Source organism: Agrobacterium tumefaciens (genome assembly GCF_017726655.1).
Lineage (GTDB): Bacteria > Pseudomonadota > Alphaproteobacteria > Rhizobiales > Rhizobiaceae > Agrobacterium > Agrobacterium tumefaciens_B.
Map to the genome: position 1 here is coordinate 508,192 of NZ_CP072308.1, position 17,580 is coordinate 525,771.

13 protein-coding genes and 1 tRNA gene are annotated in these 17,580 nt (G+C 59.8%); 8 read left to right on the plus strand and 6 right to left on the minus strand.

Annotation, left to right across the window (positions count from 1 at the left end; translation table 11 throughout):
- Positions 1-198 precede the first annotated feature (198 nt).
- Positions 199-450: a hypothetical protein gene (locus tag AT6N2_RS02625; protein WP_063948899.1), complete on the minus strand. Its 252-nt coding sequence runs from the start codon at positions 448-450 to the stop codon at positions 199-201.
- Positions 451-707: 257 nt separating this feature from the next.
- Here AT6N2_RS02625 and AT6N2_RS02630 point away from each other — a divergent pair, with 257 nt between their 5' ends.
- Positions 708-1,172 carry an energy transducer TonB gene (locus AT6N2_RS02630; protein WP_233282468.1) on the plus strand — a complete coding sequence of 155 codons (465 nt, stop codon included), beginning with the start codon at positions 708-710 and terminating at the stop codon, positions 1,170-1,172.
- Between the two features lie 130 nt (positions 1,173-1,302).
- Here the strand turns inward: AT6N2_RS02630 and AT6N2_RS02635 are convergent.
- Together AT6N2_RS02635 and AT6N2_RS02640 are read right to left on the minus strand one after the other, a co-directional pair.
- Positions 1,303-1,378: transfer RNA gene (locus AT6N2_RS02635), tRNA-Lys, on the minus strand.
- Positions 1,379-1,531: 153 nt separating this feature from the next.
- Positions 1,532-1,786: a GlsB/YeaQ/YmgE family stress response membrane protein gene (locus tag AT6N2_RS02640; RefSeq protein ID WP_144574129.1), complete on the minus strand. Its 255-nt coding sequence runs from the start codon at positions 1,784-1,786 to the stop codon at positions 1,532-1,534.
- A 161-nt stretch (positions 1,787-1,947) separates the two neighbouring features.
- Here AT6N2_RS02640 and AT6N2_RS02645 point away from each other — a divergent pair, with 161 nt between their 5' ends.
- The 3 genes from AT6N2_RS02645 to AT6N2_RS02655 all read left to right on the plus strand — a co-directional run bounded on the left by AT6N2_RS02645 (position 1,948) and on the right by AT6N2_RS02655 (position 8,245).
- Positions 1,948-4,575 carry a mechanosensitive ion channel family protein gene (locus AT6N2_RS02645; protein ID WP_233282469.1) on the plus strand — a complete coding sequence of 876 codons (2,628 nt, stop codon included), beginning with the start codon at positions 1,948-1,950 and terminating at the stop codon, positions 4,573-4,575.
- Between the two features lie 162 nt (positions 4,576-4,737).
- Positions 4,738-7,251 (plus strand): GcvT family protein, encoded by a 2,514-nt coding sequence (locus AT6N2_RS02650; RefSeq protein ID WP_209088255.1) that lies wholly within the window; start codon positions 4,738-4,740, stop codon positions 7,249-7,251.
- Between the two features lie 160 nt (positions 7,252-7,411).
- On the plus strand, positions 7,412-8,245 hold the full coding sequence (locus AT6N2_RS02655) for a response regulator (protein WP_063949114.1): 834 nt from the start codon (positions 7,412-7,414) through the stop codon (positions 8,243-8,245).
- Positions 8,246-8,260: 15 nt separating this feature from the next.
- Here the strand turns inward: AT6N2_RS02655 and AT6N2_RS02660 are convergent, their stop codons facing one another.
- From AT6N2_RS02660 to parE, 3 genes are all read right to left on the minus strand, one after another.
- Positions 8,261-9,817, minus strand: coding sequence for a phospholipase D family protein (locus AT6N2_RS02660; protein WP_209088258.1), 1,557 nt, complete (start codon positions 9,815-9,817; stop codon positions 8,261-8,263).
- A 90-nt stretch (positions 9,818-9,907) separates the two neighbouring features.
- Positions 9,908-10,798 (minus strand): NAD-dependent epimerase/dehydratase family protein, encoded by an 891-nt coding sequence (locus AT6N2_RS02665; RefSeq protein ID WP_209088261.1) that lies wholly within the window; start codon positions 10,796-10,798, stop codon positions 9,908-9,910.
- 64 nt (positions 10,799-10,862) lie between these two features.
- Positions 10,863-12,983, minus strand: a complete 2,121-nt coding sequence (parE, locus tag AT6N2_RS02670) for a DNA topoisomerase IV subunit B (RefSeq protein ID WP_209088263.1) — start codon at positions 12,981-12,983, stop codon at positions 10,863-10,865.
- 226 nt (positions 12,984-13,209) lie between these two features.
- Between parE and AT6N2_RS02675 the strand changes: the two genes are divergently transcribed.
- From AT6N2_RS02675 to AT6N2_RS02690, 4 genes are all read left to right on the plus strand, one after another.
- Positions 13,210-14,091, plus strand: coding sequence for an alpha/beta fold hydrolase (locus AT6N2_RS02675; protein WP_209088266.1), 882 nt, complete (start codon positions 13,210-13,212; stop codon positions 14,089-14,091).
- A 211-nt stretch (positions 14,092-14,302) separates the two neighbouring features.
- The gene (gene tpiA / locus AT6N2_RS02680) at positions 14,303-15,073 is read left to right on the plus strand and encodes a triose-phosphate isomerase (RefSeq protein ID WP_063948907.1); all 771 of its coding nucleotides are present in this window, start codon (positions 14,303-14,305) and stop codon (positions 15,071-15,073) included.
- A 115-nt stretch (positions 15,074-15,188) separates the two neighbouring features.
- Positions 15,189-15,665 carry a preprotein translocase subunit SecG gene (gene secG / locus AT6N2_RS02685; protein WP_144574141.1) on the plus strand — a complete coding sequence of 159 codons (477 nt, stop codon included), beginning with the start codon at positions 15,189-15,191 and terminating at the stop codon, positions 15,663-15,665.
- A gap of 259 nt (positions 15,666-15,924) precedes the next feature.
- The gene (locus AT6N2_RS02690) at positions 15,925-17,553 is read left to right on the plus strand and encodes a CTP synthase (protein ID WP_063949116.1); all 1,629 of its coding nucleotides are present in this window, start codon (positions 15,925-15,927) and stop codon (positions 17,551-17,553) included.
- Positions 17,554-17,580 lie beyond the last annotated feature (27 nt).

The window sequence follows — 17,580 nt, forward strand, 5'->3', positions numbered from 1 at the left end:
CGGCACGCCACCAAGCGCCTTGCCATAGAAGCAAGACGCAAATCGGAACATGCACATTCAGAGCCCGGTGACATCAGGACGCCTTGAAGGGCTTCCCGCATATCACTGGCAGCGAATCCCCCAGCAGGCGGACGTTAGCGGCAAGTCTTTATTGCTGTCAACGAGCGCCCGGTGGCAATTGGGTGGCAATACTCGTTTTCAGAGCCTGCGGTTACGGAACGGCTTGCGCCGCCAGATCAGGAGCGCCATCACGTACAGCGCGAAAAGCACGAACCATGTGACGGGCAGAACCATGAAAAGCGCGGCATAACCGCAATTTCCCTCGAAGCAGGAGCCGAGAAGACCGGAATCGGCAAGGGCGGCCGATATCAGGGACGCAAATATGCCGCTTCCGACCGCGCCGAGGATGAAGAGCAAGATGTTGATGAGCAGTCTCATGACCCCGATCATAGGGATGAATGAGACAGCTTTGGGGAAGCGCGCGTCGTCGCGATCTAATTGATGAAACTTATTGCCGCTCCGACCGAGGACGGCGCTTTTTCGCAAATTGGCTGAAGCGATAGGGAAGGGGCTATCGCTTGGATCGGATCAGATAAAGCCAGGCTTTATATCATGATCTTAAATAGAGATGGAATTCTCAGGTGCAATTATGTTGCTGATGCTCGAAGAATTATTTACGATGAATAATACTTCTTAATATTGCTTATTTGTATTTTCAGGGTTTCGATTTGGATAAAATATTTTCCCCCTTCATCAGATTTTCTTGCTTTATTATGCTGCTTTTTGTCGCTGCATTGCTTGCCGGCACTCCGATGCAGGCTGTTGCGCAGTCGCGGGGCTGCAAAGACCCAACACCTGCCTCCAACATCAACGAGATGTTCGATGCGATTTTCGCCTGCTGGCAACCGCCGGAGGATGCGGAAGGGCTGGTGGTCACATTGCGGTTTATTTTGCACAGGGATGGGCAGGTGCGAAACAAGGTCGTCGTCGTTGGTGTCAGCCCGCAGGAGGACAGTCCAAGACGGAAAGCTTTCATCGACTCCGCCATCGAGGCGGTGAGACGAGCGGAGCCGGTGCCCTTTACCGAGGAGTTTGGCAGTCGCATCGCCGGCCGGCCGATTGAGCCGCGCTTTCTGGGTTCGCCCAGGCGGGCATCGACAAACAATCTTTAGCTGCCTTTGCACATCCGCTCACGCAAATGCGTGCCGTAGGCCAAACCGGAATTCACGTGCGGTGTCGAGAAGTCGCGATGAGGCGACGCCTTAACATGTCATCACAGCATCTTGATATCTAAGGAGGAAATGGTGGGTGATGTAGGGCTCGAACCTACGACCCGCTGATTAAGAGTCAGCTGCTCTACCAACTGAGCTAATCACCCGACCGGCACCGTGTGGCGGTGTGAGGGGGCGTATAAAGGGGAAGTTTGGGCTTGTCCAGCGCGTAATTGAAATTTATCCGATTTTTGTGACGAAAAAATTTCAGCCGCGCTGGAAAAGCCTGGGAATCCGGGGTTTTACGGATCTACACTTATTCAGCCGCGTCTGAAGGCCCTGCCAATGGCGATGAGGATACAGGCGCCGATGAAGCCGGCGATGAGATAACCGAGCCAGCCAATCAAAACGATTCCAAACACCGCAAGGATGGCGTTGGCGATGACGGCGCCGACGATTCCAAGAAGGATGTTCATGAAAACACCCATATTGCTTTTCATGACTTGTTCGGCGAGCCACCCCGCGACACCACCGATGATAATGGCTGCAATCCAGCCGATGCCAGCAGATTCCATGATTTCCTCCCATGTTGCTGCATATTGAAAAGTGATGATTCCCGTGGTGGAAAGCAAGGCAAACGGCGGAAAACCTCATCCGATGCGGCTGGTTTTCCGCGCTGCAGGCGCTAAATAGCCTGAAGCGGCATGGTAAGACGAAAGGCATGGATGTGCGGTTGATGTTTGGCGGATGGATGGGCGACAGGCGGGTGCTCCGCGAGCCGTCGGCACGTGGTCGGCGGGCCGGCGCTTTGGCGGCCGTTTTGGTTGCATTGTTTGCGCTGTTCAGCGCCCTCGGCGTTGCGCCTGTCTCTGCGCAGGAGGCAACGCCCGCAGCATCCGGTGCCATTCAGCCATCGACCATCGAGCAGGCAAAAACCGATCTCGAAAAATGGAAGTCGGATCTCTCCTTCATTTCGGGGCAGGTGGAGGCCGGTGGGCGCGATGATGCGCAGCTTGTCGACCTCAAGGGCCGGGCAGACGGTATTGCCACCGATGCTGCCGCCACCAACGCCAAGCTTCGCGCCCGTCTGGATCAGATCAAGACGCGGTTGGACGCGCTGGGTGCCGCCCCGGGCGAAGGACAGCCGCCGGAATCAAGCATGGTGACGGAAGAGCGCAACCGGCTGACGGCGGAGCGGGGGGAGGTGAACGCCGTGGCCGGTGAGGTTGAGGCCACCGCCAACAATGCCGCACAGATTTCCAACAATATTACCGCCGTCCGGCGGGCTCTTTTTGCCGCAACGCTTTTCAAGCGTACCGAAGTGTCCGCGCAGACGCTCGGCGATGCGTCGTCCGCCTTCCTGACGGAGCTCTCCAACCTCAACAATGCCTTCAGCAGCTGGGCGACCTATGTCTGGAATTACAAGCGGTTGCCGATGTTCGGGGCCGTCACGCTGTCGATCATGGCCGCGCTTCTGTTCCTGGTGGGCGGCTACCGCCTGTTCGGCAGCCGTATGGAGCGGCGGGCGTTCACGGGGGAGCCGTCCTATTTGAGGCGCCTGTCGGTTGCTTTCTGGTCCACCATGGTGCAGTCGCTGTCGCTGTTTCTGTTCCTCGTCACCTCCGCCTTCTTCCTTGATAATTTCAATGTGCTGCGGTCGGACATCGCGCCGATCCTGTTCGGGGCGATGGCGGTTACCGGTTTCGTCTATTTCGTCTCGCGCCTGAGCTACGCGATCTTCGCGCCGACGCAGCCGGAATGGCGATTGCTGAAGGTTTCCAACAAGGGCGCACACACGCTGTCTTCGGCGGTGCTGCTGATGGCGCTCGTCAACGGTCTCGATTATCTCTTCGGCACGATCAGCGAGACGCTTTATTCGCCGTTGATCGTCACCGTCGCCAAAAGTTTCGTTGCCTCGATCATCATCGGTCTCATCCTGCTTACCGTCTCGTTCCTGCGTCCGGTGATCGGTGAGGGGCAGGATTCAGACACCGGCCATCAGCGTCTGCCGCGCTGGCTGGTCATTCTCCTGCGTGTCGGCGGCCTTATCCTGATCGGTGCCTGCCTGACGGGTTATGTCGGCCTTGCGCGCTTCCTTGCCACGCAGATCGTCGCGACGGGTGCCGTGCTGGCGACGATGTATATCGGCATTCTATCCGGCAAGGCGATTTCACGGCAGGGCGCGTTTGCGGAGTCGCTCGCTGGCCGCTATCTCGCCCGGCGTTATGGGCTGGGTGTCGTTCCGCTGGATCAGGCGGGCCTTGTTGCCGGTCTCGGCATCTATGTCGTCGCTCTCGCCTTCGGCGTACCGCTGATCCTGTTTTCCTGGGGTTTCCAACCCGGCGATATCGAAAGCTGGGCCTACCGCCTGTTGACCGGTATTACCGTCGGCAATGCATCGATCTCGCTCATCGGCATTTTCGGCGGCATTCTGGTGTTTGCCATTGGTTACATCATCACCCGCTGGTTCCAGAAGTGGCTGGACAGCAACGTCATGGCGCGCGGGCAGGTGGATGCCGGGGTGCGCAACTCGGTCAAAACAGGCATTGGTTATCTCGGCATCGCTGTTGCGGCCATCTTCGGCGTGTCTTCGGCCGGCCTCAACCTCTCAAGCCTTGCGCTCGTCGCGTCCGCTCTTTCGGTCGGTATCGGTTTTGGCCTGCAGAACATCGTGTCGAACTTCGTGTCGGGCCTTATCCTGCTCGTCGAGCGCCCCTTCAAGGTGGGGGACTGGGTGGTCACCGGCACGACGGAGGGCACTGTCAAACGCCTTTCGGTGCGCGCCACCGAAATCGAAACCTTCCGTGGGCAATCGATCATCGTGCCGAACTCCGAGTTCATCAATTCCTCCGTCGGCAACTGGACACACCGCAACCGCATCATGCGTGCGGAAATACCGGTTTCCGTCGCTTACGATTCCGATCCGCAGAAGGTGATGGATATTCTGCTGGAACTGGTGCGGGCGCAGCCGCCAGTGCTGCGCAATCCCGAGCCGCATGTGGAATTCCTGCGCTTTGGCGATTTCTCCCTCGATTTCGAACTGCGCTTCCATCTGGCCGACCTTTCGAACGGGCTGGCCGTGAAAAACGCCTTGCGCATCGCCATCCTCCAACGCTTTCGCGACGAAGGCATCGCCATTCCTTTCCCGCAGCGCAACCTCAATATCCACGTGGAGGGCGACGCTAATCCACAGATGCTGGCTGCGCTGCTTTCGGAGGAGGGTGACAAGGCGGTGGTTGCTCATACGGGGGCGGCGTCCTCACCTGTCGCGGATGCGACGGATACCAAGGATAAAGCCAAGAGGGAAGATGAGGTCGCTCCTGAAAAAGCAACAGCCGACAAGGTGTCCCGCCGCGGTCCATGATCGCGGCGGCGCGCGCCGTCTGTGGTCGCAATTTCTTCCCTGTCGCAGCACCCTATGGCCATGTCGCAATCAGGCGGCTGAACAACCCGCAAGCGCTTCATATTCCTCCCATCCAAAGCTGGCGGAATAAGGCAAGGCCAGCGCTTTTCAGGGGTTCTGTAAATGAAGACACATGCACGGGCGGTGGTGATCGGTGGCGGCGTTGTCGGCGTCTCGACGCTATATCATCTTGCCAAGAAGGGCTGGAGCGACAGCGTGCTCATCGAGCGCAAGGAGCTTACCTCCGGTTCCACCTGGCACGCGGCCGGGCTTCTGCCGCTGTTCAACATGAGCTACTCGGTTGGCCAGATCCACAAATATTCCGTGAAGTTCTATGAGGAACTGCAGGAAGAGACCGGCATGAATGTCGGCTTCTCCAAGGTCTCCAACATTCGTCTCGCCCGCACCAAGGATCGCTGGGACGAATATATGTATTATGCCGGCATTGCCGAGACCATCGGCGTGCGCGTCAACATGCTGACGCCGGAGCAGGTGAAGGAAATCTGGCCGCTCTGCGAAACGGACGGCCTGCTTGGCGCCATCCAGCATCCGGACGATGGTTACATCCAGCCCGCCGATCTGACGCAGGCGCTTGCCAAGGGCGCGCGCGATCGCGGCGCCACCATCTATCGCAACACGACAGTCACCGCCATCGAGCAGCTTGAAGACGGTCACTGGAAGGTGACGACGGACAAGGGCGAGATCATCGCCGAACACATCATCTCCTGCACCGGCTCGTTCGCGCGCAAGACCGGCGAGATGGTCGGCATCAATATTCCGGTCATCCCGGTCGAGCACCAGTATATCGTCACGGAACCGCATCCGGCCATTCAGGAACGCCGCCGCCAGGGCCTGCCGGAAATGGGCGTTCTGCGCGAATCCGACTCGGCCTGGTACATGCGCGAAGAGGCAGGCGGCCTGATCCTCGGTCCTTACGAAGTCGGCGCGCCGGTCTGTTATGTCGACGGTCCTTCCGACGACAGTGAGTATGAACTGTTCCAGGAAGAACTGGACCGCCTGATGCCGCATATCGAAACCGCCATGGTGCGTGTTCCGGCCTTCGGCGAAGTCGGCATCAAGAAGGTCTATAATGGCGCGATCGCCTATACGCCTGATGGCAACCCGATCGTCGGTCCTGCGCCGGGCCTGAAGAATTTCTGGCTGAACGAAGGCCATTCCTTCGGCATCACCGCTGCCGGTGGCGCCGGCTGGCAGCTGGCGGAATGGATTGTCGATGGCGAGCCGACGCTCGACCTCATGGGTGTCGATCCGCGCCGCTTCGGCCCTTACGCAACGGAAGGTTACCTCATCGCCAAGAACGAGGAAGCCTATGCCAACGTCTTCACCATGCATTACCCGGATGAAGAACGCTCCGCCGCCCGTCCGCTGAAGACGACGCCGGTTTACGACCGCCTGAAGAAACTCGGGGGCGTGTTCGGCTCCGTCTACGGCTGGGAGCGCGCCAACTGGTATGCGCCGGAAGGCTACGCGCTGCGTGAGGAAGATCTCGGCGTCGGCGCCGATGTCATCACCAGTCACAACCATGCGCCGGCTCTGGATGATGGCCGCATTGTTGAAAAGTGGTCGTTCCGCCGCTCGAACTATTTCGAACATGTCGGCAACGAGGTGAAGAACGTTCATCAGAATGTCGGCGTGCTCGATATGTCCGCCTTCGCCAAGATGGAGGTCTCGGGCCCCGGTGCGCGGGCATGGCTCGACAGCATTCTCGCCAATGCCATTCCGAAGAAGCGTGGCCGCATCGCGCTCACCCATCTGCTGACGCCAACCGGCGGCGTGAAGGCGGAATTCACCGTTTACGAGTGGGCGCCTGGCCGTTTCTACATGGTTTCGGCCGGTGGTCTGGAAGCGCATGACCATGACGTGCTGTTCCGCCTGGCACCGACCGATGGCTCGGTCGTGCTGCAGCCGATCACGCAGAAATATGGCGTGCTGGTTCTGGCCGGTCCGAAGTCGCGCGACCTGTTGAAGAAGCTGACGCGCACCAGCCTTGAGAACAAGGACTTCCCCTGGCTTACCGGCAAGCAGATTTCCGTCGGCGTGGCGACGGCGCACGCGCTGCGTGTCAACTTCGTCGGCGAACTCGGCTGGGAGCTGCACCACCCGATCGAGATGCAGAACTACATCTTCGACCGGTTGATGGAAGCCGGTGCGGAATTCGGGATCAAGCCCTTCGGTATCCGCGCCATGGTCTCCATGTCGCTCGAAAAATCCTACCGCAACATGGGACGCGAGCTGTCGGTGGAGTACAACGCCTATGAATCCGGCCTCGATCGCTTTGTTCGCCCGGAAAAATCCTTCATCGGCCGCGATGCGCTGGTGGCTTACAAGGAAGGCGGCGCGAAGTGGGTCTTCTCGACGCTGACCGTATCCGGCAACACGGATGTGGATGCACGCGGTTCGGAAGCAATCTTCGACGAAAACGGCACGCTGGCCGGGCGCGCCACCAGCGGTGGCTTCGGCTGGCGTCTCGGCAAGTCCATCGCGCTCGCCATGCTCAAGCCGGAATACGCTGCTGTCGGCACAAAGCTGAAGATCCGCATTCTCGGGACGTCCTACGATGCGGAAGTGGTGGAAGAGAGCCCCTTCGATACGGACAATGCGCTGCTGCGCGCTTGATTAAATGTCTCTTCCCGAAAATGAAATACGGCCCCTTGCGGGCCGTATTTCCGTTTAGGTAAGCATGTGCTCAACTGGTGCTTTAGGGAAACCGCTATTAATCATTCCGAAAAATGAGCCTGCTATGTTCCACTGGCATTTCGATGGGGGTCGGGACAGAATGAATTTCCTGGGCATAACGGGCATGCAATATTCGGGCGTGCCTTTCACCAATAGCCGGATTTTGCTGGCGGAAGACAGCAATGTGTTCACGCAGATGGTCAGCAGGCGGCTGAACGAGATGCTCGGCGTATCCGTGGAGCTATGTCGCTCTTTCGAAGAGTTGCAGGCCTGTTACGAACATTCGTCCGAGCCGGTGACGCTTGCCATTTCCAACATCAACCTGCCCGGAGCTGAAAAGGGTGAGGCGCTGGAATATCTGATCGACCTTTCGATCCCGACCATTGTCTTCACAAGCACATTCCATGAGGCGACCCGCGAAACGCTGATCGCCAAGGATGTGGTGGATTACATCCTGAAGGACAATGTTTTCGCCGTCGACATGCTGACGGAATCCGTCTGTCGCTTCCTCACCAACCACCGCCATCACGTGTTGATTGTCGATGACAGTCCAACCGCGCGGGCGCTGCTTTCAAGCCGTCTGAAACGGTATAATTTTCGCGTCAGCCTTGCCGACAGCGGCGCGAAGGCGCTCGATATCCTCAAGGCCAATCCCGATATCGGCCTTGTCGTGACCGACTACAACATGCCCGATATTGACGGCTTCGAGCTGACGAGGCGCATCCGCACCTTCCGTGGGTCGCACGAGCTGCGCATCATTGGCGTGTCCTCCTCTACCAACCGGCTGCTTTCAGCACGCTTCCTCAAGGCGGGCGGCAATGATTTCATGCTGCGGCCATTCATCGACGAAGAGTTCTATTGCCGCGTCAACCAGAACCTGGATACGCTGGTGCAGATACAGCTGGCAAAGGCAGGGGTGCGGCCGGCGGCGTGAGCCGGACGCTCGTCTTCAAAGCTGGGATTCCAGCGGCAGGAAGCGCATGATGCCGGCGACGATCCGCCGGCTGATGGCGGCATCGGGTTCGCGACGGAGTGTCCTTGATTGCCCCTGTTCTTCGGTGACCCAGACGATGTGTTTGCCCTTGTCGATTTCGAGTTCAAAACTCATCGTGCGGCGGATTTCATCGGCGAAAATCTCGTCCATGCAGGCAACGAGGGCGGGGGAGTTGAACACCACGCCCATTTCCGTATTGAGCGAGGCAGAGCGCGGATCGAAATTGAGCGAACCGATATAACCGGTCTCTCCATCCCGCGTGAAGGCCTTGGTATGCAGGCTCGCCTGGCCCGAGCCGCGCAGGGTGAAGTTTGATTGATCCGCTTGCGCACGCAATTCGTGCAGCCGCACCCCGGCGGTGAGAAGCGGTTTGCGGTAACGGGCGTAACCGGCATGCACGGCGGCCACATCTGTCGCTGCCAGCGAATTGGTCAGGATGGCGACCGACACGCCGCTTTCGGCGAGGCCCGAAAATATCCCCACACCCTGTTTGCCGGGAATGAAATAGGGGGAGGTGATGTGAAGGCTGTCGCTCGCGGCCTGCATCAGCGGCAGCAGGCTCTCCATGAGAAAGTTGTGACCTTTGCGGCGTTTTCCCGCCGCCTTCTCCGGCGGATCGGCCAGCACATCTGCCGCCTCGACCCAGTGCAGGCGATCTGACATCAGGAAATGATCGCGGCCATGTTGGCTTTCGACGCGCTCGAGATAGGGTTTTGCTGGCTCGCTCTTTGGCAGGGCGTCCAGCTCACGCCGCAACTTGGCTAGTTTGTTAGGCCTGCGTGCGAGCAGCGACCGGACCGGAACGGCAACGGCGCTGTTCCAGTAATCGTCGAAGATTTCGGTGGCATCGGCAACAATGTCGCCGAAACCGAGAATGTCGAAATCGTGGAAATTCGCCCGCTCGGCGGCATCGAAATAGGCGTCGCCAATGTTACGGCCGCCAACGATGACTGCGCGCCCGTCGGCAATCCATGCCTTGTTGTGCATCCGCCTGTTGACGCTGCGGAAACGCAGAACCAGCTCGACCCCGCGATAGAGAATGTTCTCCCGCGCCCTTGTCGGGTTGAACAGGCGAAGTTCGATGTTGGGGTGGCTGTCGATGGCGTGGAAGATGCGATCCGACATGGAGACGCCGAGATCATCGAGCAATAGCCGCACCCGCACCCCGCGATCGGCGGCGGCAATCACCTCCCGCATCATCAGCCGTCCGGTAAGATCGGCATTCCACATGTAATACATGAGATCGAGGCTGCGCCCCGCGGCCCGCGCCGAGGCCACGCGCACCGCAAAGGCATCGAGATTGGAATGCAGGAGGCAGAGCGCGTTCTTTTCGTTCCAGCCATTCTTGATCGATTGCCAGTGCCGGTCCAGCGCCGTTTCCTCCTCCGCCACGGGCAGGGCGGTAGAGGGGCGTTTCGGAATGGCCTTCTCCCGCTGTTTGCCGATGACGACAAACAGGCTGGGCCCGATGAGCACGAGAAGAATGATGATGAAGACCGTAAATGCAGTCACTTGTTTTGATCGCTCCCGGCCCGAAGAGTATCAGGCGCAGTGAAAACGCGCGAGGGGGGAAAGCGTTCACGGTGGCCGTGCCTTGGTACGCTATTCGGATTTCCTGTTGATAGTCGCACCCACAGGCAGCACCTCCAGACTGCGGCGGGCAAGTTGGGCGAGCACCTCTTCGAAGCCATAACGGGAGGTCCAGCCGAGCGATTTTCTGGCCTGCAGAGGCGAATAGATGCGGTCGATGGTTGCAGGCAGCGCCCATCCCCTTTGTGCAAAAGCGTCGGCGAGGGCAGGCATCCGCTGCCGCAGGATCGAGGCTGCGTCGCGTGCGAGGTCGTTGCAATCGCAAGCGGCAAACGGCGTTGCCCCCGATATGATATAGCGCTGGAAATCGTCGCCCGCATTGGTGAGTGCCAATAGATGGGCGTCGGCCACATCGCGGATATCGACGCCGCGATGCAGCCTGTAAGCCGCCATCACATCGGCAGGCTCCGGGATGCTTCTTGACATGCGCAGAACGCGTACGGCGAGATGCGGACCAGCGATTTCCTCCAGCGCCTGCTCGGCTTCGAGCTTGGTGCGGTGGTAAATGCTCTTTGGCCGGGGTGGTGTGTCTTCGTTTATGAAGGTGCAGGTTTCGGCGGAAACGGCGTCGCCATAGAGCGCGGTGGTGCTGGTAAAGACCAACCGTTGTACGCCTGCTTCCACCGCCGCTGCCGCCAGCATGCGGGTGCCTTCGACATTGATGCGCCGGAACTCCGCGTCGGGGACGATGCCAACATGCGGCGCGTGGAGCGCCGCCGCATGGATCACCGCATCCGCCCGCGCCATAGCCGAACGCAACAATCCCATGTCGGCGAAATCGCCGACGAAGTGAGTGGTGGAAAAGGGCGAGCGGTCGATACCGATCACCTCATGCGTGCCGGCAAGAGCGCTGAAGATCGCGCGGCCGACCCGGCCTGAACTGCCCGTCAACACGATCCGCACGATGACGCCTCCCCATCACCTCTGACGACAGCGCCGGGCGCTGCCTTTTACAGTTCTTTCTGGATCAGATATCCAGATTATCAGCAAAGGCCGCCCGTTCCTGAATGAAACGGAAGCGGGCGTCGGCCTTTGTGCCCATGAGGTTATCGACAGCTTCGCGGGTGCCTTCGAAGTCCACGTCATCGATCTCGACGCGCAGAAGGGTGCGCTTTTCTGGATCCATGGTCGTTTCTTTCAGCTGGGCCGCCATCATTTCGCCGAGGCCTTTGAAGCGGCCGACTTCGACCTTTTTGCCCTTGAAGACGGTTTCCATCAGCTCGGCGCGGTGCGCGTCATCGCGGGCATAGACGCTCTTGGCGCCCTGGCGGATGACGTAGAGTGGTGGCACTGCCAGATAGAGGTGGTTGCCGCGAATGAGTTCCGGCATTTCCTGATAGAAGAAGGTGATGAGCAGCGAGGCGATATGGGCGCCGTCGACGTCGGCATCGGTCATGATGATGATACGCTCGTACCGCAGGTCCTCTTCGCGGTACTTGGTGCGGGTGCCGCAGCCGAGCGCCTGGATGAGATCGGCGATCTGCTGGTTGGCGGAGAGTTTTTCGCGGCTGGCGCTGCCGACGTTCAGGATTTTGCCGCGCAGCGGCAGGATGGCCTGATTGGCGCGGTTGCGCGCCTGCTTGGCCGAGCCGCCAGCCGAGTCACCCTCGACGATGAAGAGTTCGGCCCCTTCGGCCGTGTTCTGGGAGCAATCCGCGAGTTTGCCCGGCAAGCGCAGCTTCCGCACGGCGGTCTTGCGGTTGACTTCCTTTTCCTTGCGGCGGCGCATGCGCTCTTCCGAGCGCTCGATGACCCAGTCGAGCAGCTTTGCCGCCTCGGCCGGATTGCCGGTAAGGTAATGGTCAAATGGGTCGCGCAGGGCGTTTTCGACGATGCGCTGGGCCTCGACGGTGGCGAGCTTGTCCTTGGTCTGGCCGACAAATTCCGGCTCGCGGATGAAGACGGAGAGCATGCCGGCCGCCGAAATCATCACGTCGTCGGTGGTGATGTCCTTGGCGCGCTTGTTCTGCGTCAGGTCGGCATAGTTCTTCAGGCCCTTGGTGAGCGCGATGCGCAGGCCGGCTTCATGCGTGCCGCCTTCGGGCGTTGGGATGGTGTTGCAATAGGAGTGGATCTGCGTGTCGCCGCCATACCAGGTGACTGCCCATTCCAACGCGCCGTGACCGCCGGTCTTTTCGGTTCGCCCGGAGAAAATCTCGCGGGTGACGGTGAATTCCTTGCCGAGCGTGGCTGCGAGGTAATCCTTGAGGCCGCCGGGGAAGTGGAACACGGCCTTTTCCGGTATTTCGCCACCGGCGGGTACAAGACCGGGATCGCAGCTCCAGCGGATTTCAACGCCGCCGAAGAGGTAAGCCTTGGAGCGAGCCATGCGGAAAATGCGGGCCGCCTCGAATTTTGCGTGATCACCGAAGATCTGTGGATCGGGATGGAAACGCACACGGGTGCCGCGGCGGTTATGCACATCTCCCAGCTCTTCCAGCGGGCCGATCGGCAGGCCGCGCGAAAAGCGCTGGCGGTAAAGCTTGCGGTTCCGCGCCACTTCAACTTCGAGCAGGTCGGACAGCGCATTGACCACGGAGACGCCGACGCCGTGCAGGCCGCCAGAGGTCTCGTAAGCCTTGCCGTCGAATTTGCCGCCAGCATGCAGCTTGGTCATGATGACTTCGAGCGTGGACTTGCCGGGGACCTGCGGGTGGTTCTCCACCGGGATGCCACGGCCGTTATCCGTTACCGTCAGGAAACCTTCGACATCGAGATGGACCTCGATGAAATTGGCGTGACCGGCAACGGCCTCGTCCATGGAGTTGTCGATGACTTCGGCAAAGAGATGATGCAGCGCCTTTTCGTCCGTACCGCCAATATACATGCCGGGGCGCATGCGCACCGGCTCGAGGCCTTCGAGGACGCGAATGGAAGAGGCGCCGTAGTCGTCACCGGTGGGAGACACAGGCGGCGGCGGAGCGGACGAAGCGATGGGGGCAACGGCTGCGGGTTTTGGCTGCACGTTCACATTGGCAGCAGCGGTCGCCGGGGCCTTCGCGGGTTTCGCCGCGTCCTCGTTCGTGTCCGTGTCGCTGTTTCGTGCTGCCGGAAGACCGGAGAAAAGATCGTTGCTGTCGTCCATCATGTCCAAAGTTCAAAAGCGTGTGTCAGAATTTCGCCATGCGAATCATTATGCCATCAGCGTCAATCATAACGCCAAATGCGGTTCCCGTCCGATTGAACCGGGGTCCGCCTGGGCGAGCGCGGCGCATCCTATGCCACGATTGTGTCAGGGTTTCGCAACAGGAGGATTGCGCTGCGGACCTTGCGATGGCAAGTCTCGCAGCCACGAATGAACGGTTAGCCAAGGCATGTCCACAGCTCATTTCACGTTTTGTACTCTTTTCAGCCTCACTGTTGCGGCCATGCCCGTCTCAGCCTTCGCGGCCGACGGGCCGCTACGGCCTTTCAAGGACGAGTTGTTTTCGGCGCAGACGGTGCTTTCCACCGGTGACGACGGCGCGTCCGAGGTCATCGACTATCAGGAGATGCGCGATATCAACGGCCGCGACGAGGTGCCGGAGCGCCGGGTGAAGCGGCAATATGTGGATATGGCGCCGAAGAAGGTGCAGGCGCTGGAAACCGTGTCCGCTGAGGGCAGGGCGCTTGAGGTCGGCCGCGTCGGACCGGCCAGCGGGCAGGCCTTCACCGTCATCTTCATCCATGGACGCGGCGGTGACCGGCGGCTTGGCATGAACGACTATACGTTTGGCGGTAATTTCAACCGGCTGAAAAATCTGGCCGTCGCCAATAGCGGTACCTATTACGTGCCGAGCGTTCGTTCCTTCGATGAGAACGGCGTTGCCGATGTCGCGGCGCTGATTGCCGATGCGGCCAGAAAATCCGGTGGAAAGCCTGTCGTGCTCACCTGCGCGTCGATGGGCAGTTTCATCTGCTATGGCATTAGCCGCGACAAGGGAGCCGTCGCCAATCTCAAAGGCATGGCGATCCTCGGCGGTGCGGTCGATCCCGATTTTCCGAAAAGCGCCTTTGCGAAAGAGAAGAAGCCGGTCTGGTTTACCCACGGCAGCGCCGACAAGGTCTATTCCGCCGATCAACAGGCGACGATCTTCCGCACGTTGTTGAAGGCTGGGGAGCCCGCGCGGTTCACGCGCTATGAGACCGGCAGCCACGGCACGCCGGTGCGAATGACCGACTGGCGGGCGGTTTTGAACTGGATTTTGAGCCGATAGTGGGCCGGTTCTAAGTCAGTAACGACAAATTTTCCGGGATTTGTCGCTGGCTTTAACCCTTGGACCGCTTTTTTGTACCAATTGCCGCCGGCTGCGGTTAAAGGAATATCCGGGAAATTCAGGCAGAGCTTCTGTCTTGATCAAGGGCCGGCTGCGGCCGAGGGATGGGGTGCCTCAAGCGGCGCTCCTAGACAAAGGGAATGGGATACGCATGACGCCGAATGTTCGACCGCTTGTTGCCGGAAACTGGAAGATGAACGGCACGCGTGCCTCGCTCGATCAGATCAAGGCCATGGCAGAGGGCGTCAAGGGCGCGCTGTCCGAAAAGGTGGATGCGCTGATCTGCCCGCCTTCCACACTGCTTTATGTCGCGACCGCGCTCTGTGATGACAGCCCGTTGATGATCGGCGCGCAGGATTGCCACCAGAATGCCTCCGGCGCCCATACCGGCGATATCTCCGCCGAAATGATTGCCGACTGCTTCGGTACCCATGTCATCGTTGGCCATTCCGAGCGCCGCACCGACCATGCCGAGACCGACCATCTGGTACGCGCCAAGGCATCCGCCGCCCATGCGGCCGATCTCATCGCCATCGTCTGCATTGGCGAAACGGCGGATGAGCGCAAGGCGGGCCAGACGCTCGATATCCTGAAGCGCCAGCTTGCCGGCTCACTGCCGGATGAGGCGACCGCGGAAAATACCGTTATCGCTTATGAACCCGTCTGGGCGATCGGCACCGGTCTTACCCCCACCACGCAAGATGTGCGCGAGGCCCATGCCTTCATGCGCGACGAGCTCGTCAAGCGCTTCGGCGATGCCGGCAAGACAATGCGCATTCTTTATGGCGGCTCGGTAAAGCCCACCAATGCGCTGGAGCTGATGGGCGTGGAGAACGTGGATGGCGCGCTGATTGGTGGCGCGAGCTTGAAAGCGTCTGACTTCCTGTCCATCTATGCGGCATATGAGCGACTGACGGCCTGAATGAGGCTTTCCTGAAAGAGTATCGGGAAAGGGGCTTGGAATAAACCTTCGCCTCATGTAAAGAGCCGCAAAACCTTCTTTATGGTGCTCCGCGCGGGGCATGGAATGGATTGTCATGCAGACCGTTTTGATTGTAATTCACCTCATGATCGTGCTGGCGCTTGTCGGCGTGGTCCTGATCCAGCGTTCCGAAGGCGGCGGCCTCGGCATCGGCGGCGGTTCGGGCTTCATGTCCGCGCGCGGAACGGCCAATGCGCTGACCCGCACCACTGGCATCCTCGCCGCGCTGTTCTTTCTGACATCGCTCGGCCTTGGTCTCATGACCCGGTACGAATCGCGCCCGACCGATATTCTCGATCGTATCCCGGCCACGCAGGGGCAGGGTAACGGCATTCTGGATACGCTTGGCCCGTCGACCACGGCACCGGCAACCCCGGCTCCGGCTGAAAATGGCGTGCCGACCAATAGCGGTGCTGCTGCACCGGCCCAGAACGCACCCGCACAGACGACACCGGCTCCGGCCGCTTCCGGTACCGCCGCTCCGGCCCCGGCGCAGCCCGCCGATCCGAACGCAGTTCCGACCGGTCAATAAGCCCGGTTTTGATTTAACGCTCCGGCAGGCCAGCGCATAGCCCTTGAAATCATTCATGATTTAAAGAAAGGCCTATGCGCCGACCTGGAAGCGTTACAGCGTCCTTTGCGCGTCTATGACGCGCGGCGCTGTAATGCCTGCCGGTTTTCTTTTGTTCGCATTCCGGCCAGTTGAACTGTGAATTCGTCAACAGCGAATTTGCAACATCATGAAATTTGGGCTGGCGGAATCAGAGGTAAAAAGGTATCCGGTGAATCCCATGGCGCGATATGTATTCATCACAGGCGGCGTGGTCTCCTCTCTCGGTAAGGGCATCGCAGCTGCTGCACTCGGAGCTTTGCTGCAATCCCGTGGTTATCGGGTGCGGCTTCGCAAACTCGACCCCTATCTGAACGTTGACCCCGGCACCATGAGTCCGACACAGCACGGCGAAGTGTTCGTGACTGACGACGGTGCCGAGACGGACCTCGACCTTGGCCACTATGAACGCTTTACCGGGCGTTCGGCCACCAAGACCGACAACATCACGACCGGTCGCATCTACAAGAACATCATCGACAAGGAACGGCGCGGCGATTATCTCGGCGCAACGGTTCAGGTCATTCCGCATGTCACCAACGAGATCAAGGATTTCGTGATCGAAGGCAATGACGATTACGACTTCGTCATCTGCGAGATCGGTGGCACGGTGGGTGACATCGAGGCGATGCCGTTCATGGAAGCGATCCGTCAGCTCGGCAACGACCTGCCGCGCGGAACCGCGATCTATCTTCACCTGACGCTGATGCCCTACATTCCGGCGGCTGGCGAATTGAAGACCAAGCCGACCCAGCATTCCGTGAAGGAACTGCAGGCGCTCGGTATTCACCCAGACATCCTCTTGGTGCGCGCCGACCGGGAAATCCCGGAAGCGGAACGCCGCAAGCTTTCGCTGTTCTGCAACGTGCGTCCTTCCGCCGTCATCCAGGCGCTGGATGTGGCGAATATCTACGACGTTCCGATTGCCTACCACAAGGAAGGCCTCGATTCGGAAGTGCTGGCCGCGTTCGGCATCGAGCCAGCGCCGAAGCCGCGTCTGGAACAGTGGGAAGAGGTCTGCAACCGTATCCGCACGCCGGAAGGCGAAGTGACGATTGCGATCGTCGGCAAATATACCGGCCTCAAGGACGCGTATAAGTCGCTGATCGAGGCGCTGCATCACGGCGGCTTTGCCAACCGCGTCAAGGTCAAGCTCGAGTGGATCGAGTCGGAAGTCTTCGAAAAGGAAGATCCGACGCCATACCTTGAAAAGGTCAACGGCATTCTGGTGCCGGGTGGTTTCGGCGAGCGCGGTTCTGAAGGCAAGATCATGGCGGCGCAGTTTGCGCGTGAGCGGAACGTGCCGTATTTCGGCATCTGCTTCGGCATGCAGATGGCGGTCGTGGAAGCGGCGCGTCACCTGGCCGGCATCGAAAATGCCTCCTCCACCGAATTCGGCCCGACTGCCGAGCCCGTTGTTGGTCTGATGACCGAATGGGTGAAGGGCAACGAGCTCGAAAAGCGTTCCTCCAAGGGCGATCTCGGCGGCACGATGCGCCTCGGCGCCTACAAGGCGGCGCTGAAGAAAGATACCAAGATCGCCGAGATTTACGGCTCCACGGATATTTCCGAGCGCCACCGTCACCGCTACGAGGTGAATGTGGACTACAAGGACCGGCTGGAGAATTGCGGCTTGGTCTTCTCGGGCATGTCTCCGGATGGTGTGCTTCCGGAAACGGTGGAATATCCTGACCATCCCTGGTTCATTGGCGTTCAGTATCACCCGGAACTCAAGAGCCGCCCGCTCGACCCGCATCCGCTTTTCGCCAGCTTCATTGAAGCGGCGGTGGAGCAGAGCCGGCTGGTTTGACGGTTTGAAGGATTACGAAGAGGGTCG

Excerpts from the sequence above, each read along its gene's own strand:
- AT6N2_RS02625 (WP_063948899.1), bottom strand. The coding sequence starts at position 450 with ATGATCGGGGTCATGAGACTGCTCATCAACATCTTGCTCTTCATCCTC.
- AT6N2_RS02640 (WP_144574129.1), bottom strand. The coding sequence starts at position 1,786 with ATGGAATCTGCTGGCATCGGCTGGATTGCAGCCATTATCATCGGTGGT.
- AT6N2_RS02645 (WP_233282469.1), top strand. The coding sequence starts at position 1,948 with ATGTTTGGCGGATGGATGGGCGACAGGCGGGTGCTCCGCGAGCCGTCG.
- AT6N2_RS02650 (WP_209088255.1), top strand. The coding sequence starts at position 4,738 with ATGAAGACACATGCACGGGCGGTGGTGATCGGTGGCGGCGTTGTCGGC.
- AT6N2_RS02655 (WP_063949114.1), top strand. The coding sequence starts at position 7,412 with ATGAATTTCCTGGGCATAACGGGCATGCAATATTCGGGCGTGCCTTTC.
- parE (WP_209088263.1), bottom strand. The coding sequence starts at position 12,983 with ATGATGGACGACAGCAACGATCTTTTCTCCGGTCTTCCGGCAGCACGA.
- AT6N2_RS02675 (WP_209088266.1), top strand. The coding sequence starts at position 13,210 with ATGTCCACAGCTCATTTCACGTTTTGTACTCTTTTCAGCCTCACTGTT.
- tpiA (WP_063948907.1), top strand. The coding sequence starts at position 14,303 with ATGACGCCGAATGTTCGACCGCTTGTTGCCGGAAACTGGAAGATGAAC.
- secG (WP_144574141.1), top strand. The coding sequence starts at position 15,189 with ATGCAGACCGTTTTGATTGTAATTCACCTCATGATCGTGCTGGCGCTT.
- AT6N2_RS02690 (WP_063949116.1), top strand. The coding sequence starts at position 15,925 with ATGGCGCGATATGTATTCATCACAGGCGGCGTGGTCTCCTCTCTCGGT.